This is a genomic window from Pseudomonas sp. GW823-FHT03E05 (genome assembly GCF_058796855.1).
Genome location: NZ_JBXAJB010000001.1, coordinates 620,653 through 637,009, shown reverse-complemented (window position 1 = coordinate 637,009; position 16,357 = coordinate 620,653). Strand labels below are relative to the sequence as shown.

Sequence of the window (16,357 nt, the reverse complement as noted above, 5' to 3'; positions counted from 1 at the left end):
GTACAAACCTAATCACAAGCGCTATATAAAAAACATCCGGGCGCAATAACGGTCCTACCCCCGTGCACATCGAAAGAGGCCAGCGCCCCTCACTCTCGTACCTGGGCCTTGCGCCTCTCGCCCTGGCTTGCCGAAAGCTCGGCCAGGGTACTGGTCAGGCGGCAGATAGCATCCTGATCCTCCTTGAACAGCGCCCGATAGCAATCCAGGACCTTTTCCTCGGTCTGACTCAACCCGCCGCTCTGGATCGGGATCCGGCTGCCGGTCAGCACATACAGCACATCCACCCCTTTTGCCGCCACCCGGGACAGATAATCCGCCTTGGGTGCACGATCACCACTTTCATATTTACCCTGGGCGTTGGCTTCAACCCCGCCTATTTCACCAAAAACTTTCTGCGACAGTCCCAGGCGTTCTCGCTCCTGCCTCAACCGCGAACCGATTCCACTCATTTGGATGTATGATCCCATCTGATACACCCCAAGGGGGTGTCATACTCTTCAAGCATTGAACAAATTTGAACGGTTTTGAACTATGCCCGGTATCCGCACTGCCGCACAAGCCAAGGCCTGGCTGGAACATCAAGGTAAATCGGTTCAACAATTTGCTCGTGAACACGGGGTTGACCCGGCCACTACCTATCAGGTGCTGGCAGGCCGCAAGAAAGGCAAACGAGGGGAAGCGCACAAGGTCGCGGTGCTACTGGGAATGAAGGACGGCATCATCCTCGAGGATGCGCCCGCGATAGATCCCAACGCACAGTAAAGCCTGCGGAAGGGCGTTGCGCTCAGGCGTCGCCAAGCCTTCCGGCAAGCGAATCAGACAAGCGCTCCATGCGCCAGAAGCAATCATCCTCTCCCACCACCCGCAACCCCATCCGCTCATACAGCCGCTGTGCGGGATTGCCCTTGAACACGGTCAGGCGCAACAACACTCGGCGCTCCTGGCGAGCCAGCTCCAGCACCTGCTCCAGCGTCCAGGCACCGGCGCCCTGCCCCCGGAAAGCCTCCAGCACATGCAATTCGCGGACATACAGCGCCTGCGCATCCCGGCTCAGGCTGACAAACCCCAGCACCCGGGCACCCTGGCAGATCAGCAGGTTCCTGCGGCCGGCCCAGGCCACATCGAAGGCTTTGTCCTGCCACAGCAAGTCGTTGCGAATGTAATAGCCGAGCATGGTGGAACGGGTCAGGTCGCGGGCGAACGCCAGGTCCGAATCAACCGCCGGGCGTAATGAAAAGCCGTCCATCAATGGCTCACCTCCAGCACCTGCGCCTGCCATTGCCCAGTACCACCCCGGACAATCAACAAAGCCTCGCCCACACCCTCGACGGCGCCCAGCAACCGGCCCCGGGCATCCCAGGCCGCGCTGCGTCCGGCGCAGGCCCAACCACCGCTGGGGCCGCCGTGGTTGGCCATCAGCACCAGCATCCCGTGTTCCTGGGCGTATCCCTGGAGCTGCGCGCTATCGGCAGCGTAGCCACCTTCGCTGATCAAGACCCCGGCAGCATAGATCCCGGCGCCGGCATCGGCCGCCGCCTGCACATGGCTGGCGTGGCAGAAGTCCGCGCAGACCGCCAAAGCCACGGTTTCGCCACCGATAGGCAAAGGGGTGCCGCCCTGGCCTGCGACAAAAGCGCGCTCCTCTCCTGCATGCAGGTGCTGCTTGGTGTAGACCGCCAGCGAACCGTCGCCGCCCAGCACCAGAGCGCCAATCAGCACCGGCCCGTCAACAGACAGGCGGATCGGCATCCCCACCACCGCCGTCAGTTCCAGCTCCCGGGCCAGATCCCGCAGCGGCCGCAATTGCGGTGCATCCGGCATCAGCGCCAGTTCGGCCGCCAGTTGCGGTTCGTAGCCAGTCAGCGACAGCTCGGGAAACACCAGCAACCGCACGCCCTGCGCCGCTGCCAATTGCATCAACTGCTGATGCCGGGCCAGGTTGGCCGGTAGATCGCCCGCGATGGACACCGTTTGGGCAGCAGCGAGGGTCAGCACGGACATGAACATTCCTTGGAGGGCGAACAGGCGGGAGCAGCGAGTGTGGCATAAATCCCCTGCAGGCTTAATCCATAGCCGCCGCGGGCTGCGCCGATAGAAATTACTGATTGAATCCCGGCACCAGCCTCTAGTAAGCTCGCCCCACTTTACGGAGAAACCCATGTTGTCCAAGACCCCTTCCCTGCACCGCCACACTGCCAGCGCACTGCGCTCGGTCGCGGCTGCCTGGGTCAACGGCACTCGGGCTCCGGCCAGCTTTTATTTTGGGTATTGGTTTAGCCACTGGCGCGCCTGATACCCAACCGGCGCCCACTTCAACGGGTCGCCTACCAGAGAAATCTCAACCCCCGGTCGGCCTCCCGACCGGGGGTTTTGTTTTTTCCGGCACTGCATTTTCAACCACGACTTTCAGCGACACACCGAACTTACTGAGGATTGCTCCATGAACTACTCCACCTATTACCGCTACGACATGTTTTGCGCCTGGCGATTTAGCAGCCTCCGCTCGGGACAGCCTGCCGCCTCCGATCGGTCACCTACCGGTGGCAATTGCACACTTATGGCCAGTACGGCCAATTGTCGAACACCCCAGTAGGGCCGCGCGCGGGACATAACCCGCCGCCCGCCCAGGAAGACCGCACATGAACTCGTCCGTATCCGCCCTGCCCCTGTCCGCCCACGTCAGCGCCAATGAAACCCTGACCCAGCGCCTGCCCAGCTCCCTGGAACTCAAGCAGCAACTGCCGCTGTCCCTGGCCTTGAACCAACAGGTCGCCGCTCACCGCCAGGCGGTGCGCGCCATCCTCGAAGGTCGCGACCCACGCCTGCTGGTAGTCGTCGGCCCCTGCTCCATCCACGACCCGCAATCGGCCCTGGAATACGCCGCCAACCTGGCCCGCCTGGCCGATGAAGTGCGCGACCAGATGCTGCTGGTGATGCGCGCCTACGTGGAAAAGCCCCGTACCACCGTCGGCTGGAAAGGCCTGGCCTACGACCCCCGCCTGGATGGCAGTGACGACATGGCCGGCGGCCTGACCCTGTCCCGTGAACTGATGCGCGAGATGCTGCGCCTGGGCCTGCCGATTGCCACCGAACTGTTGCAGCCCATGGCCGCCGGCTACTTCGATGACCTGCTGAGCTGGGTCGCCATTGGTGCGCGCACCACCGAATCACAGATCCACCGCGAGATGGCCAGCGGCCTGGACATGCCCGTGGGTTTCAAGAACGGCACCGACGGCGGCGTCGCTATCGCCTGTGACGCCATGCGCTCGGCGGCCCACCCGCACCGCCACTTCGGCGTCGACAGCCAGGGCCACCCGGCGGTCATCCAGACCCCAGGCAACCCCGACACCCATCTGGTACTGCGCGGCGGCCATCGCGGGCCCAACTACGACCGCCAGAGCGTGGCCCAGGTCCAGCAGGACCTGCAGAAGCTGAAGATCCCGGCGCGGATCATGGTTGATTGCAGCCATGCCAACAGCGGCAAGGATCCGCTGCGTCAGCCGGCGGTGTTCAACGAGGTACTGGAGCAGCGCTTGCAGGGCGATACCTCGCTGATGGGGGTGATGCTGGAAAGCCACCTGTTCGAAGGCTGCCAGCCCCTGAGCGCGAACCTGCGCTACGGCGTTTCGGTGACCGACGGCTGCCTGGGCTGGGATGCCACCGAACAATTGCTGCGCAATGGCGCGCAACAACTGCGACACGCAGACAAGGCCGCAGCCGTCCCCGCCTGAGCAGCACCGCCCCCGCAGGCGCTGGCTTGCCAGCGAAGGCGTCCTCAAGAGCAGCGTCTCCTCCAAGGACCTCTTCGCCGGCAAGCCGGCCCCTACAGGACCCTCACCACTCATCCCCCGCAGGCGCCAGGCGGCAATGCCTTGAAGGAACTTTGAGAAGAAATAGCCACCTGAATCCGGTAGGCTCTCAACTTTCTTGAAAGGAGCAACATCCATGGCCAAAGCCACTGCCCGTCACATCCTGGTTGCCAGCGAAGCCAAGTGCAACGAACTCAAAGCCGAAATCGAAGCCGGCGCCGACTTTGCCGAAGTCGCGAAAAAGAACTCCACCTGCCCTTCCAGCCGTGACGGCGGCAACCTGGGCTCCTTCGGCCCAGGCCAGATGGTCAAGGAATTCGACACCGTGGTGTTCAGCGCTCCGGTAAACGTGGTGCAAGGCCCGGTGAAAACCCAGTTCGGCTACCACCTGCTGGAAGTCACCAGCCGCCAGGACTGATCCCCAAGCGCCTGCGTCTGCTCAACGGCCCGCCTTTTGGTGGGCCGTTGCGCATGGGCGCCAGGCTCTGCCCAAAGCGGATGCGGCTGGCCAGTCACGCGCCGCTAGCGTACAAATCGTGGTCATCGATCACCCGGCTCCTAAGGCTGACAATGCGACTGCTTTCCTCCACCGTGCTTTTCACCGCCCTGCTGTTGGGCGCCGCGGGTGCCCAAGCCGCACCGCAACACGCCATGACCGTCTATGGCGAACCGGCCAAGTACCCCCAGGGTTTCAGCCACTTCGACTACGTCAACCCCCAGGCCCCCAAAGGCGGGACGTTGCGCCGCTCCGCCATCGAAATCGGCCGCTTCGACCACGTACTGCCCTATATCGACAAGGGCATCGGTGTCTCCCAGCTCGACGGCCTGGTCTATTCGCCCCTGGCCCAGCGCTCCCTGGACGAGCCCTACACCGTCTACGGCCTGGTGGCCGAAAAGATGGAGCGTGCCGAAGACGGCCTGTGGCTGCGCTTCTACCTCAACCCCAAGGCGCGCTTTGCCGACAACACGCCGATCACCGCCGAAGACGTGCGCTACAGCTACGACCTGCTGATGACCCAGGGCAGCATGCGCTACCGCACCCAGTTCGACGACGTCAAAGGCGTCACCGTGGAATCACCACGAGTGGTGCGCTTCGACTTCAAAAGCAACGAAAACCGCACCCTGCCCCTGGATATCGCGACCCTGCCGGTGTTCCCCGAACACTGGTGGAAGAGTCGCGACTTCGCCAATGGCGGCGGCTATGAAGCGCCCCTGGGCAGCGGCCCCTACCGCGTGGCCAAGGTCGACTCGGGCAACAGCATCACCTTCGCCCGCAACCCCGACTGGTGGGGCAAGGACCTGCCGGTGAGCCGCGGCCTGTACAACTTCGATCATTTCAGCGTCGAGTATTTCGGCGATATCGACGTCGCCCGCCAGGTGCTGCGTGGCGGCGCCTACGACTACAACCGCGAGTTTTCCGCCACCGGCTATTCCATCGGCTACGACAGCCCGGCGCTGAACGACGGCCGCCTGCAAAAGGCCCACCTGGCGCAATCGGCGCCGCAACCGGCCCAGGGCTATGTGTTCAACCTCGACCGGCCGGTGTTCCAGGACCGCCGGGTGCGCCAGGCCCTGGCCATGCTCTGGGATTTCGAATGGAGCAACCGGCAGATGATGCGCAACCTCTACATCCGCCAGCAGAGTTTCTTCTCCAACACCGCCCTGGCGGCCCGCAGCCTGCCGGATGCCGAGGAACTGAAGATCCTCGAACCGCTGCGCGGGCAGATCCCCGACGAGGTCTTCACCCAGGTTTTCGAGGCGCCGAAAACCGACGGCAGCGGCGTGATCCGCGACAAGCAACTGCAAGCCCTGGCCCTGCTGGAACAGGCCGGCTGGAAGCCCGAGGGCGACAAGCTGGTGAACGCCCAGGGCGAGCCCCTGAGCTTCACTTTCCTGATCACCCAGGGCTCCATCGAACGCCTGCTGCTGCCCTACAAGCGCAACCTGGCGCAGATCGGCATCAGCCTGAACATTCGCCGCATCGACTCCGCCCAGTACGTCAACCGCCTGATGGCCCGGGACTACGACATGATCGTCACCGGCTACCCGGTGACCACCTCGCCGGGCATGGAGCTGTACAACTACTTCGGCTCCGCCGCGGCCAACGACCCCGGTTCCAACAACTACATGGTGCTCAAGAACCCGGCCGTGGACAGCCTGGTCAACGGCCTGGTGAAGGCCACCAGCCAGCCGGAGATGCTGCGCTACGCCCATGCCCTGGATCGGGTGCTGCAGTGGAACTACTACTGGATAGCCAACTACTACCCGCCCGGCACCTCCACGGTGTGGTGGAACCGCTTCGGCATCCCCAAGGTGCCTGCGAGCAACGATGAAGCCATCGAAAGCTGGTGGGAAGTCAGCAGCAGCGCGCTGACCGACGAACAAATGGCCGCCGAGCTGATCCGCCGTGGCAAACCCGGAGGGCGCCACTGATGCTGGCCTACATTCTGCGGCGCCTGCTGCTGATCATCCCGACCCTATTGATCATCCTCCTGGTGAACTTCGTCATCGTCCAGGCCGCCCCCGGCGGCCCGGTGGAACAGGCCATCGCCCGCCTGCAGGGCATCGGTGGCGGCGCCGCTGTCGGCGGTTCCGCCGATGCCATGAGCAGCAGCGGCTCCCGGGCCAGCCGCGGCCTGGACCCCAAGCTGATCCAGGACATCGAGAAACAGTACGGCTTCGACAAGCCGGCCCATGAACGCCTGTGGCTGATGCTCAAGAACTACGCCCAGCTGGACTTCGGCAAGAGCTTCTTTCGCGGCGCCACGGTCACCGACCTGATCCTGGAAAAGATGCCGGTGACCATTTCCCTGGGGCTCTGGGCGACCCTGATCACCTACCTGGTGTCGATCCCCCTGGGGATCCGCAAGGCGGTGCACCACGGCAGCCATTTCGACATCTGGAGCAGCACCGCGATCATCATCGGCTACGCCATGCCGGCCTTCCTGTTCGCCATGTTCCTGATCGTGCTGTTCGCCGGCGGCACCTCGCTGAACTGGTTTCCGGTGCGCGGCCTGGTCTCGGACAACTTCGAGCAGTTGAGCACCCTGGGCAAGGTCGCCGACTACTTCTGGCACCTGGTACTGCCGGTCAGCTCCCTGGTGATCGGCGGCTTCGCCACCCTGACCATCCTCACCAAGAACTCCTTCCTCAACGAGATCACCCGCCAGTACGTGGTCACCGCCCGGGCCAAGGGCCTGAGCGAGCGCCGGGTGCTGTATGGGCATGTGTTCCGCAACGCCATGCTGCTGGTGGTCTCGGGCATTCCCCAGGCCTTTATCAGCGTGTTCTTCGCCGGCTCCCTGCTGATCGAGGTGATCTTCTCCCTCGACGGCCTGGGGCGCATGAGCTATGAGGCCGCGGTGTCCAGGGACTACCCGGTGGTGTTCGGCTCGCTGTTCATCTTCACCCTGTTCGGCCTCTTGATAAAACTCATCGGCGACCTGTGCTACACCCTGGTCGACCCGCGCATCGACTTCGCCGCGAGGAACGCCTGATGCTCACGCTTTCTCCTCTGGCGCGCCGGCGCTTCGACCGTTTCAAGAAAAACCGCCGCGGCTGGTGGTCGCTGTGGCTGTTCATCGGCCTGTTCATCCTGACCCTGGGCGGCGAGCTGATCGCCAACGACAAGCCGCTGGTGGTCAGTTACCAGGGCTCGCTGTATTTCCCGGTGCTCAAGCGCTACACCGAACAGGAATTCGGCGGCCAGTTGCCGTTCCAGGCCGACTACCGCAGCGACTACGTGCAGCAACTTATACGCAAGGACGGTGGCTGGCTGCTGTTCCCGCCGGTGCCCTTCAGCGAAGACACCCCCAACTACGACCTGACCCAGCCGGCCCCCAGCCCGCCGAGCAAGGTCAACTGGCTGGGCACTGACGACCAGGCCCGGGATGTGCTGGCACGGGTGATCTACGGCGCCCGGGTGTCAATCCTGTTCGCCCTGGCCCTGACCGCCATCAGCGCCCTGATCGGCGTCGCCGCCGGCGCCCTGCAGGGCTACTACGGCGGCTGGGTCGACCTCCTGGGCCAGCGCTTGCTGGAGGTCTGGTCCGGGTTGCCGGTGCTCTACCTGCTGATCATCCTCTCGGGCTTTGTCGAGCCGAACTTCTGGTGGCTGCTGGGGATCATGGCGCTGTTTTCCTGGCTGGCCCTGGTGGACGTGGTGCGCGCCGAGTTCCTGCGCGGGCGCAACCTGGAGTACGTCAAGGCTGCCCGGGCCCTGGGCCTGAGCGACCGCAAGGTGATCCTGCGGCACATCCTGCCCAACGCCATGAACGCCACCCTGAGCTACCTGCCGTTCATTCTCACCGGGGCCATCTCGACCCTCACCGCCCTGGACTTCCTCGGCTTCGGCATGCCCGCCGGCAGCGCCTCCCTGGGCGAATTGATCGGCCAGGGCAAGCAGAACCTGCAGGCGCCGTGGCTCGGGCTGACGGCGTTTTTCACCCTGGCGCTGATCCTCTCGCTGCTGGTGTTCATCGGCGAGGCGTTGCGCGATGCCTTTGATCCTCGATCTTGAAGCGGACTGTAGAAATGACTGAAAACCTGATCGAAATCCGCCAGCTCAATGTCGCCTTCGGCGCGCAGACCGTGGTCCGCGACCTGAGCCTGGATATCCGCCCCGGCGAATGCCTGGCCCTGGTGGGGGAATCCGGCTCGGGCAAGTCGGTGACCGCCCATTCGATCCTGCAACTGCTGCCGCAGACCGGCTGCAGCGCCACCGGCAGCGTGCGCTATCGCGGCCAGGAACTGATCGGTGCCAGCCCGGCGACCCTGCAACAGCTGAGGGGCAACCGCATCGCCATGATCTTCCAGGAGCCCATGACCTCCCTCAACCCGCTGCACAGCGTGGAAAAACAGATCGGCGAAACCCTGCTGCTGCATCGCGGCCTGGGGGGCAAGGAGGCCCAGGCGCGGATCCTCGAACTGCTGGAGCTGGTGGGCATCCAGAAGCCCCGGGAGCGGCTCAAGGCCTACCCGCACCAGCTTTCCGGCGGCCAGCGCCAGCGGGTGATGATCGCCATGGCCCTGGCCTGCGAACCGGAACTGCTGATTGCCGACGAACCCACCACCGCCCTGGACGTGACCGTGCAGCGCAAGATCCTGCTGCTGCTCAAATCCCTGCAACAGCGCCTGGGCATGTCCCTGCTGCTGATCAGCCACGACCTCAACCTGGTGCGGCGCATCGCCCAGCGGGTGTGCGTGATGAAAGCCGGGGAAATCGTCGAGCAGGCCGACTGCGACACCCTGTTCAACGCGCCAAGGCATCCCTACAGCTGCGAACTGTTGCACGCCGAACCCGAAGGCGAGCCGCTGTGCCGCGACAGCCGGGAAACCGTGCTGGAGGTGGACCACCTGCGCGTCGAATTCCAGATCGGCGGCGGCCTGTTCCGGCGCAAGGAGTACCTGCGGGCAGTGGACGGCATCAGCCTCAGCGTGCAGCAAGGCAAGACCCTGGGGATCGTCGGCGAGTCCGGTTCGGGCAAGTCCACCCTGGGCCAGGCGATCCTGCGCCTGCTGGATTCCGAAGGTGGCATCCGCTTCCAGGGCCAGGCCCTGGACGGCCTCAACCAGAAACAGCTACGGCCCTGGCGCAAACAGATGCAGGTGGTATTCCAGGACCCCTTCGGCAGCCTCAGCCCACGCATGTCGGTGGCGCAGATCATCAGCGAAGGCCTGGAAGTGCACAGCCAGTACGATGCCCGCCAGTGCGACGAACAGGTCATCCGCGCCCTGGAGGAGGTCGGCCTCGACCCCGACAGCCGCCACCGCTACCCCCACGAGTTCTCCGGCGGCCAGCGCCAGCGCATCGCCATTGCCCGGGCCCTGGTGCTGAAGCCGGCGCTGATTTTGCTGGACGAACCCACCTCGGCCCTGGACCGCACCGTGCAGAAGCAAGTGGTGGCCCTGCTGCGTCAGTTGCAGGAAAAGTACGGCCTGACCTACCTGTTCATCAGCCATGACCTGGCGGTGGTGCGAGCCCTGGCCCACGACATGATCGTGATCAAGGACGGCAAGGTGGTTGAGCGCGGCGCCAGCCACGACGTATTCGAAGCTCCACAGCATCCCTACACCCAGGAACTGCTGGCTGCCGCCCATCCCGGCTGACCCAAGGGCCCCTTCGCCGGCAAGCCGACTCCTACACGGGCGAACACATTCACCGCCACCGTAGGAGCTGGCTTGCCAGCGAAGACGCCCGCAAGATCACCACCCCGCCCAAGACCCCATTCGCCGGCAAGCCGGCTCCTACAAATCGGGCATAATCCCTGGCGCCCATTTTCAGGATGCCCCCATGAACGACAGCGAAAGCCTCAAGGATTACCAGCGCGTGCGCCAACTGGCGATCCGCTCGCTGTTCGAGATCATCGAGCAATCCAGCGAAGGCACGGTGATCGTCGACCGCGACGCCAATATCGTCTGGATGAACGAGCGTTATGCCCGGCGCTTCGGCCTGGAATCGGCAGCCTTCGCCATCGGCAAGCCCTGTGAAAGCGTGATCCCCGGCAGCCTGCTGCGGGAGGTAGTGCGCACCGGCCGCCCCATCCTGCTGGACATGCAGGACACCCCCAAGGAACCCCTGGTGGTGATGCGCCTGCCGATCCACGACGACGCCGGCACGGTGATCGGCGCCATCGGTTTTGCCCTGTTCGACGAACTGCGCAGCCTGTCGCCGATGCTCAAGCGCTACCTGAGCATGCAGGAAGAACTGGCCTCTACCCGCTCCCTGCTGCGGGCCCGGCAGACCAAGTACAACTTCGCTCACTTCATCGGCACCAGTGCCGCCAGCCTGGAGGTCAAGCGCCGCGCCCGGCGCGGGGCCAGCGCCGAGTCGCCGATCCTGCTGCAAGGCGAAACCGGTACCGGCAAGGAGCTGCTGGCCCAGGCCATCCACGCCGCCTCGCCACGAGCGCACAAGCCCTTTGTCAGCATCAACAGCGCGGCCATTCCCGAGGCCCTGCTGGAGGCGGAATTCTTTGGCACCGCCCCTGGCGCCTTTACCGGCGCCGACCGCAAGGGCCGCCCGGGCAAGTTGCAGATCGCCCAGGGCGGCAGCCTGTTCCTCGATGAAATCGGCGACATGCCGCTGCCCCTGCAGAGCAAGCTGCTGCGGGTGCTGCAGGAAAAAGAGTTCGAGCCGGTGGGCTCCAACGAGGTGATCCACAGCGATGTGCGGATCATCGCCGCCACCTCCACAGACCTTGAGGCGGCGATCAAGCGCGGCGAGTTTCGCGCCGACCTGTACTACCGGCTGAATGTGCTGCCGATCCAGGTGCCAGCCTTGCGCGAACGCCTGGACGACCTGCCAGCCCTGAGCGAAGGGATTCTCGAAGAACTGCGCAGCCAGCATGAACTGGACCGCGATGCCCTGGCCCTGCTGGCGCAACATGCCTGGCCGGGGAACATCCGCGAGTTGCGCAACGTGCTGGAACGAGCGGCGCTGCTCAGCGACGACCTGATACTCAACGCCTCGGATATTCGCGCGGCGATTGGCAGCTTCAGCCCGGTGCAGCGTAACGAAGCCCTGGTGCCTGGCGATTCGCCAAACCAGGAAACCTTCGCCGCGGCCCGAGAGCGTTTCGACCGGCAACTGATCGGCGCCACCCTGGCCCAATGTGCCGGCAAGGTGGACGAAGCGGCCCGGCGCCTGGGGCTGGGGCGCTCCACGCTGTACAAGAAGATGGCGGCCTTGGGGATTGACGAGTCTCCATAACGAGACATAAATCTCCGTTTTGAGAATTTACCGGCGCGCTGCGCGCTTTTCGCTGGCAAGCCAGCTCCTACGGCAGGCTGAACGATCTCTGTAGGAGCTGGCTTGCCAGCGAAGAGGCCGGTAAACCCAAAAAATTCTCCAAACAGAGACAATCAACGTCAATTCGCCCCCAGAAAAATAAAAATATCTATATATTTCAATAGCTTAATTAGATGGCACAGTTCTCGCTATAACGCTCTCCACACGCAACACCCGACAACAATAACAATCCTGGAGAGACACACCATGAGTGTGATCATTGCCTTGGCAGCCCTGGCGCTGCTGATGCTCGCTGCCTACCGTGGCTACAGCGTCATCCTCTTTGCCCCCATCGCCGCCCTCGGCGCGGTGCTGCTCACCGACCCGTCCGCCGTGGCGCCCGCCTTCACCGGCGTGTTCATGGAGAAGATGGTCGGCTTCATCAAGTTGTATTTCCCGGTGTTCCTGCTGGGCGCGGTGTTCGGCAAGCTGATCGAGCTGTCGGGCTTTTCCCGCTCCATCGTCGCAGCCGCCATCCGCCTGCTGGGCACCCGCCAGGCCATGCTGGTGATCGTGCTGGTCTGCGCGCTGCTGACCTACGGCGGGGTCTCGCTGTTCGTGGTGGTGTTCGCGGTCTACCCCTTTGCCGCCGAGATGTTCCGCCAGAGCAACATCCCCAAGCGCCTGATCCCGGCGACCATCGCCCTGGGGGCGTTTTCCTTCACCATGGACGCCCTGCCCGGCACCCCGCAGATCCAGAACATCATCCCCAGCACCTTCTTCAACACCACCGCCTGGGCCGCGCCGTGGCTGGGGGTGATCGGCACCATCTTCGTGTTCTGCGCCGGCATGCTGTTCCTCCAGCGTCAGCGCAACAAGGCGCAAAAGGCCGGTGAAGGTTACGGCACCGAACTGCGCAACGAGCCAGAAACCGCCGAAGACCTGACGCTGCCCAACCCCTGGCTGGCGCTGTCGCCGTTGCTGCTGGTGGGCATCATGAACCTGCTGTTCACCCACTGGATTCCCCAGTGGTACGGCAAGACCCACAGCCTCAGCCTGCCGGGCATGGCGGCGCCGGTAACCAGCGAAATCGCCAAGCTCACCGCCATCTGGGCGGTGCAGGCGGCGTTGCTGGTAGGCATCCTGATGGTGCTGGTGTTCGGTTTCTCGGCGATTCGCAGCAAGCTCGCCGAGGGCAGCAAGAGCGCGGTCAGCGGCGCCCTGCTGGCGGCCATGAACACCGCCTCGGAATACGGCTTCGGTGCGGTGATCGCTTCCCTGCCAGGCTTCCTGGTGCTGGCCGACTGGCTCAAAAGCATCCCCAACCCGCTGGTCAACGAAGCCATTACCGTGACCCTGCTGGCGGGCATCACAGGTTCGGCCTCGGGCGGCATGAGCATCGCCCTGGCGGCCATGTCCGAAAGTTTCATCAGCGCCGCCCACGCTGCCAACATTCCCCTGGAAGTGCTGCACCGGGTGGCCGCCATGGCCAGCGGCGGCATGGACACCCTGCCCCACAACGGCGCGGTGATCACCCTGCTGGCGGTCACCGGGCTGACCCATCGCGAGGCCTACAAGGACATTTTCTGCATTACCCTGATCAAGACCCTGGCGGTCTTCGTCGTCATCGCCACTTTCTACGCCACCGGCATTGTGTGAGGTATTCATGACCACTCTTTCTGGCAAGACCGCACTGGTCACCGGCTCCACCAGCGGCATCGGCCTGGGCATCGCCCTGGTGCTGGCCAAGGCCGGGGCCAAGCTGATTCTCAACGGCTTTGGCGATGCCTCGAAGGCGATCGCCGAGGTCGCACAATTCGGCGGCCAGGTCGGCCATCACCCGGCGGACGTCAGCGACCCTGCGCAGATCGCCGAGATGTTCGCCTACGCCGAACGGGAGTTCGGCGGCGTCGATATCCTGGTCAACAACGCCGGCATCCAGCATGTGGCGGCGGTGGAGGAGTTCCCCGTGGAGCGCTGGGATTCGATCATCGCCATCAACCTGTCGTCGGTGTTCCACAGCACCCGCCTGGGGCTGCCGGGGATGCGCGCCAAGGGCTGGGGGCGGATCGTCAACATCGCCTCGGTGCACGGCCAGGTGGGCTCGGTGGGCAAGGCCGCCTATGTGGCGGCCAAGCACGGGGTGATCGGCCTGACCAAGGTGGTAGGCCTGGAAACCGCCACCAGCAACGTCACCTGCAACGCCATCTGCCCGGGCTGGGTGCTGACCCCGCTGGTGCAGAAGCAGATCGATGATCGCGTCGCGGCCGGCACCGACCCGCAACAGGCCCAGCATGATCTGCTGGCGGAAAAGCAACCGTCCCTGGCGTTCGTCACCCCGTCGCAACTGGGTGAGCTGGTGCTATTTTTGTGCAGCGAAGCCGGCGCCCAGGTGCGCGGCGCGGCGTGGAACATCGATGGCGGGTGGTTGGCGCAATGACGCGCGTCTCTGGCTGACGTCTTCGCCGGCAAGCCGGCTCCTACACGGCTGTGCTGGCCTGTGTAGGAGCTGGCTTGCCAGCGAACACCCCCCCAAAAAAACAACAATAAGAACACGAGGCCTTGCATGTCCGACATTCTCTGGCAACCCAGCGCCGAGCGCATCGGCAAGACGCGGATGGATGCCTTTCGCCGCTTCGTCAATCAGCGCCACGGGTTGAATCTTCACGACTACCCCGCCCTGCACCAGTGGAGCATCGACCAGCGAGAAAGCTTCTGGCAGGCCATCGTCGACGTCTTCGACGTCAGCTTCCACCAGCCTGCTGAATGCGTGCTGCGCGAAGGGCCGCAGATGCCCAGCGCACAGTGGTTTCCCGGCGCCACCCTGAACTTCGCCGAGCACCTGCTCAAGCGTCGGGATGACAGCGTCGCGGTGGTGGCGATCAACGAAAACGGCCAGCGCGAACAATTGACCCACGCCGAACTGGCGGCCCAGGTCGCCGGCCTGCAACGCAGCCTGCGGGACGCTGGAGTCGGCCTCGGTGACCGGGTTGCCGCTTGCATGCCCAACACCTGGCAGACCCTGGTGGGCATGCTCGCCAGCACCAGCCTCGGGGCCGTGTGGTCCAGCTGCTCGCCGGATTTCGGCACCCAGGGGGTGGTCGACCGCTTCGGCCAGATCGAGCCCAAGGTGCTGATCACCTGCGCCGGCTACCGCTACGCCGGCAAGGACATCGACCAGACGGCCAAGGTCAACCAGATCCTCGAGCGCCTGCCGTCCCTGGAGCAGTTGCTGATCGTGCCCTACGCCCGCTCGCAGGCCCGGGCCGAGGACTACCGCACCCCGGCCAGCGTCAGCCTGTGGGACGACTTCTACCGCCCCGGCGGCGAGCCCGAATTCGTTCCGGTGTCCTTCGCCCATCCGCTGTACATCCTCTACTCCAGCGGTACTACCGGGGTGCCCAAGTGCATCGTCCACGGCACCGGCGGGGTGCTGCTGCAACACCTCAAGGAACACGGCCTGCACGCTGACCTGGGCCCCGGCGAGCGCCTGTTCTACTACACCACCTGCGGCTGGATGATGTGGAACTGGCTGGTCTCGGCCCTGGCCACCGGGGCCAGCCTGGTGCTCTACGATGGCTCGCCGTTCCATCCCAGCAACGAGCACCTGATGGACCTGATCGACCGCGAAGCCATCAGCGTCTTCGGCACCAGCCCCAAGTACCTGGCGGCTCTGGAAAAGGCCGGCAGCCGGCCGCGCCAGAGCCACCGCCTGGAGAGCCTGAAGACCCTGCTGTGCACCGGCTCGCCGCTGTCGCCGCAGAGCTACGACTACGTGTACCGCGAGATCAAGAGCGAGCTGTGCCTGGCCTCGATGTCCGGCGGCACCGATATCGTCGCCTGCTTCGTCGCCGGCAATCCGATACAACCGGTGCGCCGCGGCGAGATGCAAGGCAAGGGCCTGGGCATGGCCATCGAAGTGTGGAACGACCAGGGCCAGCCGGTGATCGGCGAGAAAGGCGAGCTGGTGTGCACCCGGCACTTCCCCAGCATTCCCGTGGGCCTGTGGCACGACCCGGACCAGAGCAAGCTCAAGGCCTCGTACTTCAGCCTGTTCCCCGGCGTCTGGGCCCAGGGCGACTACGCCGAACAACTGGCCGAGGGTGGCTGGCTGATCCATGGGCGTTCAGACGCCGTGCTCAACCCCGGCGGGGTGCGTATCGGCACCGCGGAAATCTACCGCCAGGTGGAAAAGCTGGAGCAGGTCCTGGAAAGCCTGGCCATCGGCCAGAGCTGGGAGCAGGACGTGCGGGTGGTGCTGTTCGTGCGCCTGCAAGACGGCGTGGAGCTCGATGAAGCCTTGCAGGAACACATTCGCCAGGTGATTCGCAGCAACACCACGCCGCGCCATGTGCCGGCGAAGATCCTCGCGGTCACGGACATTCCCCGCACCATCAGCGGCAAGATCGTCGAACTGGCGGTACGCAACGTGGTGCACGGCCTGCCGGTGAAGAACACCGACGCCCTGGCCAACCCCGAGGCCCTGGAGCAGTTTCGCGACCGCGAGGAACTGCGCAGCTGACCCCGCTCCTTGCAGGAGCCGGCTTGCCGGCGAAGGCGTCGCCCAGGTCGGCGCGCTAGGCAATGGCCACTTCGCTGGCAAGCCGGCTCCTACGGGCTACCGCATCCCCAACGCATCACTCTGATAACCGTTCAGCCCCTCTAGACTGGTCATCCGCCGCAAAAGCGGGTGAAAATGTGCGCGCCGAAAACGCCTACAATCCATCCGTTTGAATATGCACCGCATGTCCATGCGACTTTTCGAGTGCGCGAGCCTGTGGCGTCGCCGCGTAATACCGCACCACCCAGGACACCT

Annotated in this window: 14 protein-coding genes; 11 read left to right on the top strand and 3 right to left on the bottom strand. The window is 64.5% G+C overall.

The features are described from left to right. Positions 1-89 precede the first annotated feature (89 nt). Positions 90-452, bottom strand: a complete 363-nt coding sequence (locus AC1RCO_RS02880; RefSeq protein WP_011061842.1) for a helix-turn-helix domain-containing protein — start codon at positions 450-452, stop codon at positions 90-92. A gap of 82 nt (positions 453-534) precedes the next feature. Here AC1RCO_RS02880 and AC1RCO_RS02875 point away from each other — a divergent pair, with 82 nt between their 5' ends. Beyond that, positions 535-765 carry a DNA-binding protein gene (locus tag AC1RCO_RS02875; protein WP_011061843.1) on the top strand — a complete coding sequence of 77 codons (231 nt, stop codon included), beginning with the start codon at positions 535-537 and terminating at the stop codon, positions 763-765. Positions 766-787: 22 nt separating this feature from the next. Here the strand turns inward: AC1RCO_RS02875 and AC1RCO_RS02870 are convergent, their stop codons facing one another. Both AC1RCO_RS02870 and AC1RCO_RS02865 read right to left on the bottom strand, forming a co-directional pair. Then, positions 788-1,249 carry a GNAT family N-acetyltransferase gene (locus tag AC1RCO_RS02870; RefSeq protein WP_492617356.1) on the bottom strand — a complete coding sequence of 154 codons (462 nt, stop codon included), beginning with the start codon at positions 1,247-1,249 and terminating at the stop codon, positions 788-790. After that, positions 1,249-2,004, bottom strand: coding sequence for a carbon-nitrogen hydrolase family protein (locus AC1RCO_RS02865; RefSeq protein ID WP_492617355.1), 756 nt, complete (start codon positions 2,002-2,004; stop codon positions 1,249-1,251). The genes AC1RCO_RS02870 and AC1RCO_RS02865 overlap by 1 nt, the downstream gene beginning before the upstream one ends. A 638-nt stretch (positions 2,005-2,642) precedes the next feature. On the opposite strand from AC1RCO_RS02865, the gene AC1RCO_RS02860 reads away from it, so the two are divergent. The 10 genes from AC1RCO_RS02860 (at position 2,643) to AC1RCO_RS02815 (ending at position 16,063) form a co-directional block, all read left to right on the top strand. Then, positions 2,643-3,734, top strand: a complete 1,092-nt coding sequence (locus AC1RCO_RS02860; RefSeq protein ID WP_041118781.1) for a 3-deoxy-7-phosphoheptulonate synthase — start codon at positions 2,643-2,645, stop codon at positions 3,732-3,734. A 214-nt stretch (positions 3,735-3,948) separates the two neighbouring features. Beyond that, on the top strand, positions 3,949-4,230 hold the full coding sequence (locus AC1RCO_RS02855) for a peptidylprolyl isomerase (protein WP_007924449.1): 282 nt from the start codon (positions 3,949-3,951) through the stop codon (positions 4,228-4,230). Positions 4,231-4,382: 152 nt separating this feature from the next. After that, positions 4,383-6,245 carry an extracellular solute-binding protein gene (locus AC1RCO_RS02850; protein ID WP_053152398.1) on the top strand — a complete coding sequence of 621 codons (1,863 nt, stop codon included), beginning with the start codon at positions 4,383-4,385 and terminating at the stop codon, positions 6,243-6,245. After that, entirely contained in the window at positions 6,245-7,309 is a 1,065-nt protein-coding gene (locus tag AC1RCO_RS02845) for a microcin C ABC transporter permease YejB (protein ID WP_011061848.1), read from the top strand. Before AC1RCO_RS02850 ends, AC1RCO_RS02845 begins: the two co-directional genes overlap by 1 nt. Further along, the gene (locus tag AC1RCO_RS02840; protein WP_220222823.1) at positions 7,309-8,331 is read left to right on the top strand and encodes an ABC transporter permease; all 1,023 of its coding nucleotides are present in this window, start codon (positions 7,309-7,311) and stop codon (positions 8,329-8,331) included. The genes AC1RCO_RS02845 and AC1RCO_RS02840 overlap by 1 nt, the downstream gene beginning before the upstream one ends. 14 nt (positions 8,332-8,345) lie before the next feature. After that, positions 8,346-9,920 carry an ABC transporter ATP-binding protein gene (locus tag AC1RCO_RS02835; RefSeq protein ID WP_125063055.1) on the top strand — a complete coding sequence of 525 codons (1,575 nt, stop codon included), beginning with the start codon at positions 8,346-8,348 and terminating at the stop codon, positions 9,918-9,920. A gap of 184 nt (positions 9,921-10,104) precedes the next feature. Then, positions 10,105-11,523, top strand: coding sequence for a sigma-54 interaction domain-containing protein (locus tag AC1RCO_RS02830; protein WP_103407368.1), 1,419 nt, complete (start codon positions 10,105-10,107; stop codon positions 11,521-11,523). 285 nt (positions 11,524-11,808) lie between these two features. After that, positions 11,809-13,200 carry a GntP family permease gene (locus tag AC1RCO_RS02825; protein ID WP_492617354.1) on the top strand — a complete coding sequence of 464 codons (1,392 nt, stop codon included), beginning with the start codon at positions 11,809-11,811 and terminating at the stop codon, positions 13,198-13,200. A 7-nt stretch (positions 13,201-13,207) separates the two neighbouring features. Then, the gene (gene hbdH, locus AC1RCO_RS02820; RefSeq protein WP_015636019.1) at positions 13,208-13,981 is read left to right on the top strand and encodes a 3-hydroxybutyrate dehydrogenase; all 774 of its coding nucleotides are present in this window, start codon (positions 13,208-13,210) and stop codon (positions 13,979-13,981) included. Between the two features lie 126 nt (positions 13,982-14,107). Further along, positions 14,108-16,063, top strand: coding sequence for an acetoacetate--CoA ligase (locus AC1RCO_RS02815; RefSeq protein ID WP_492617353.1), 1,956 nt, complete (start codon positions 14,108-14,110; stop codon positions 16,061-16,063). The last annotated feature ends 294 nt before the right edge of the window (positions 16,064-16,357 follow it).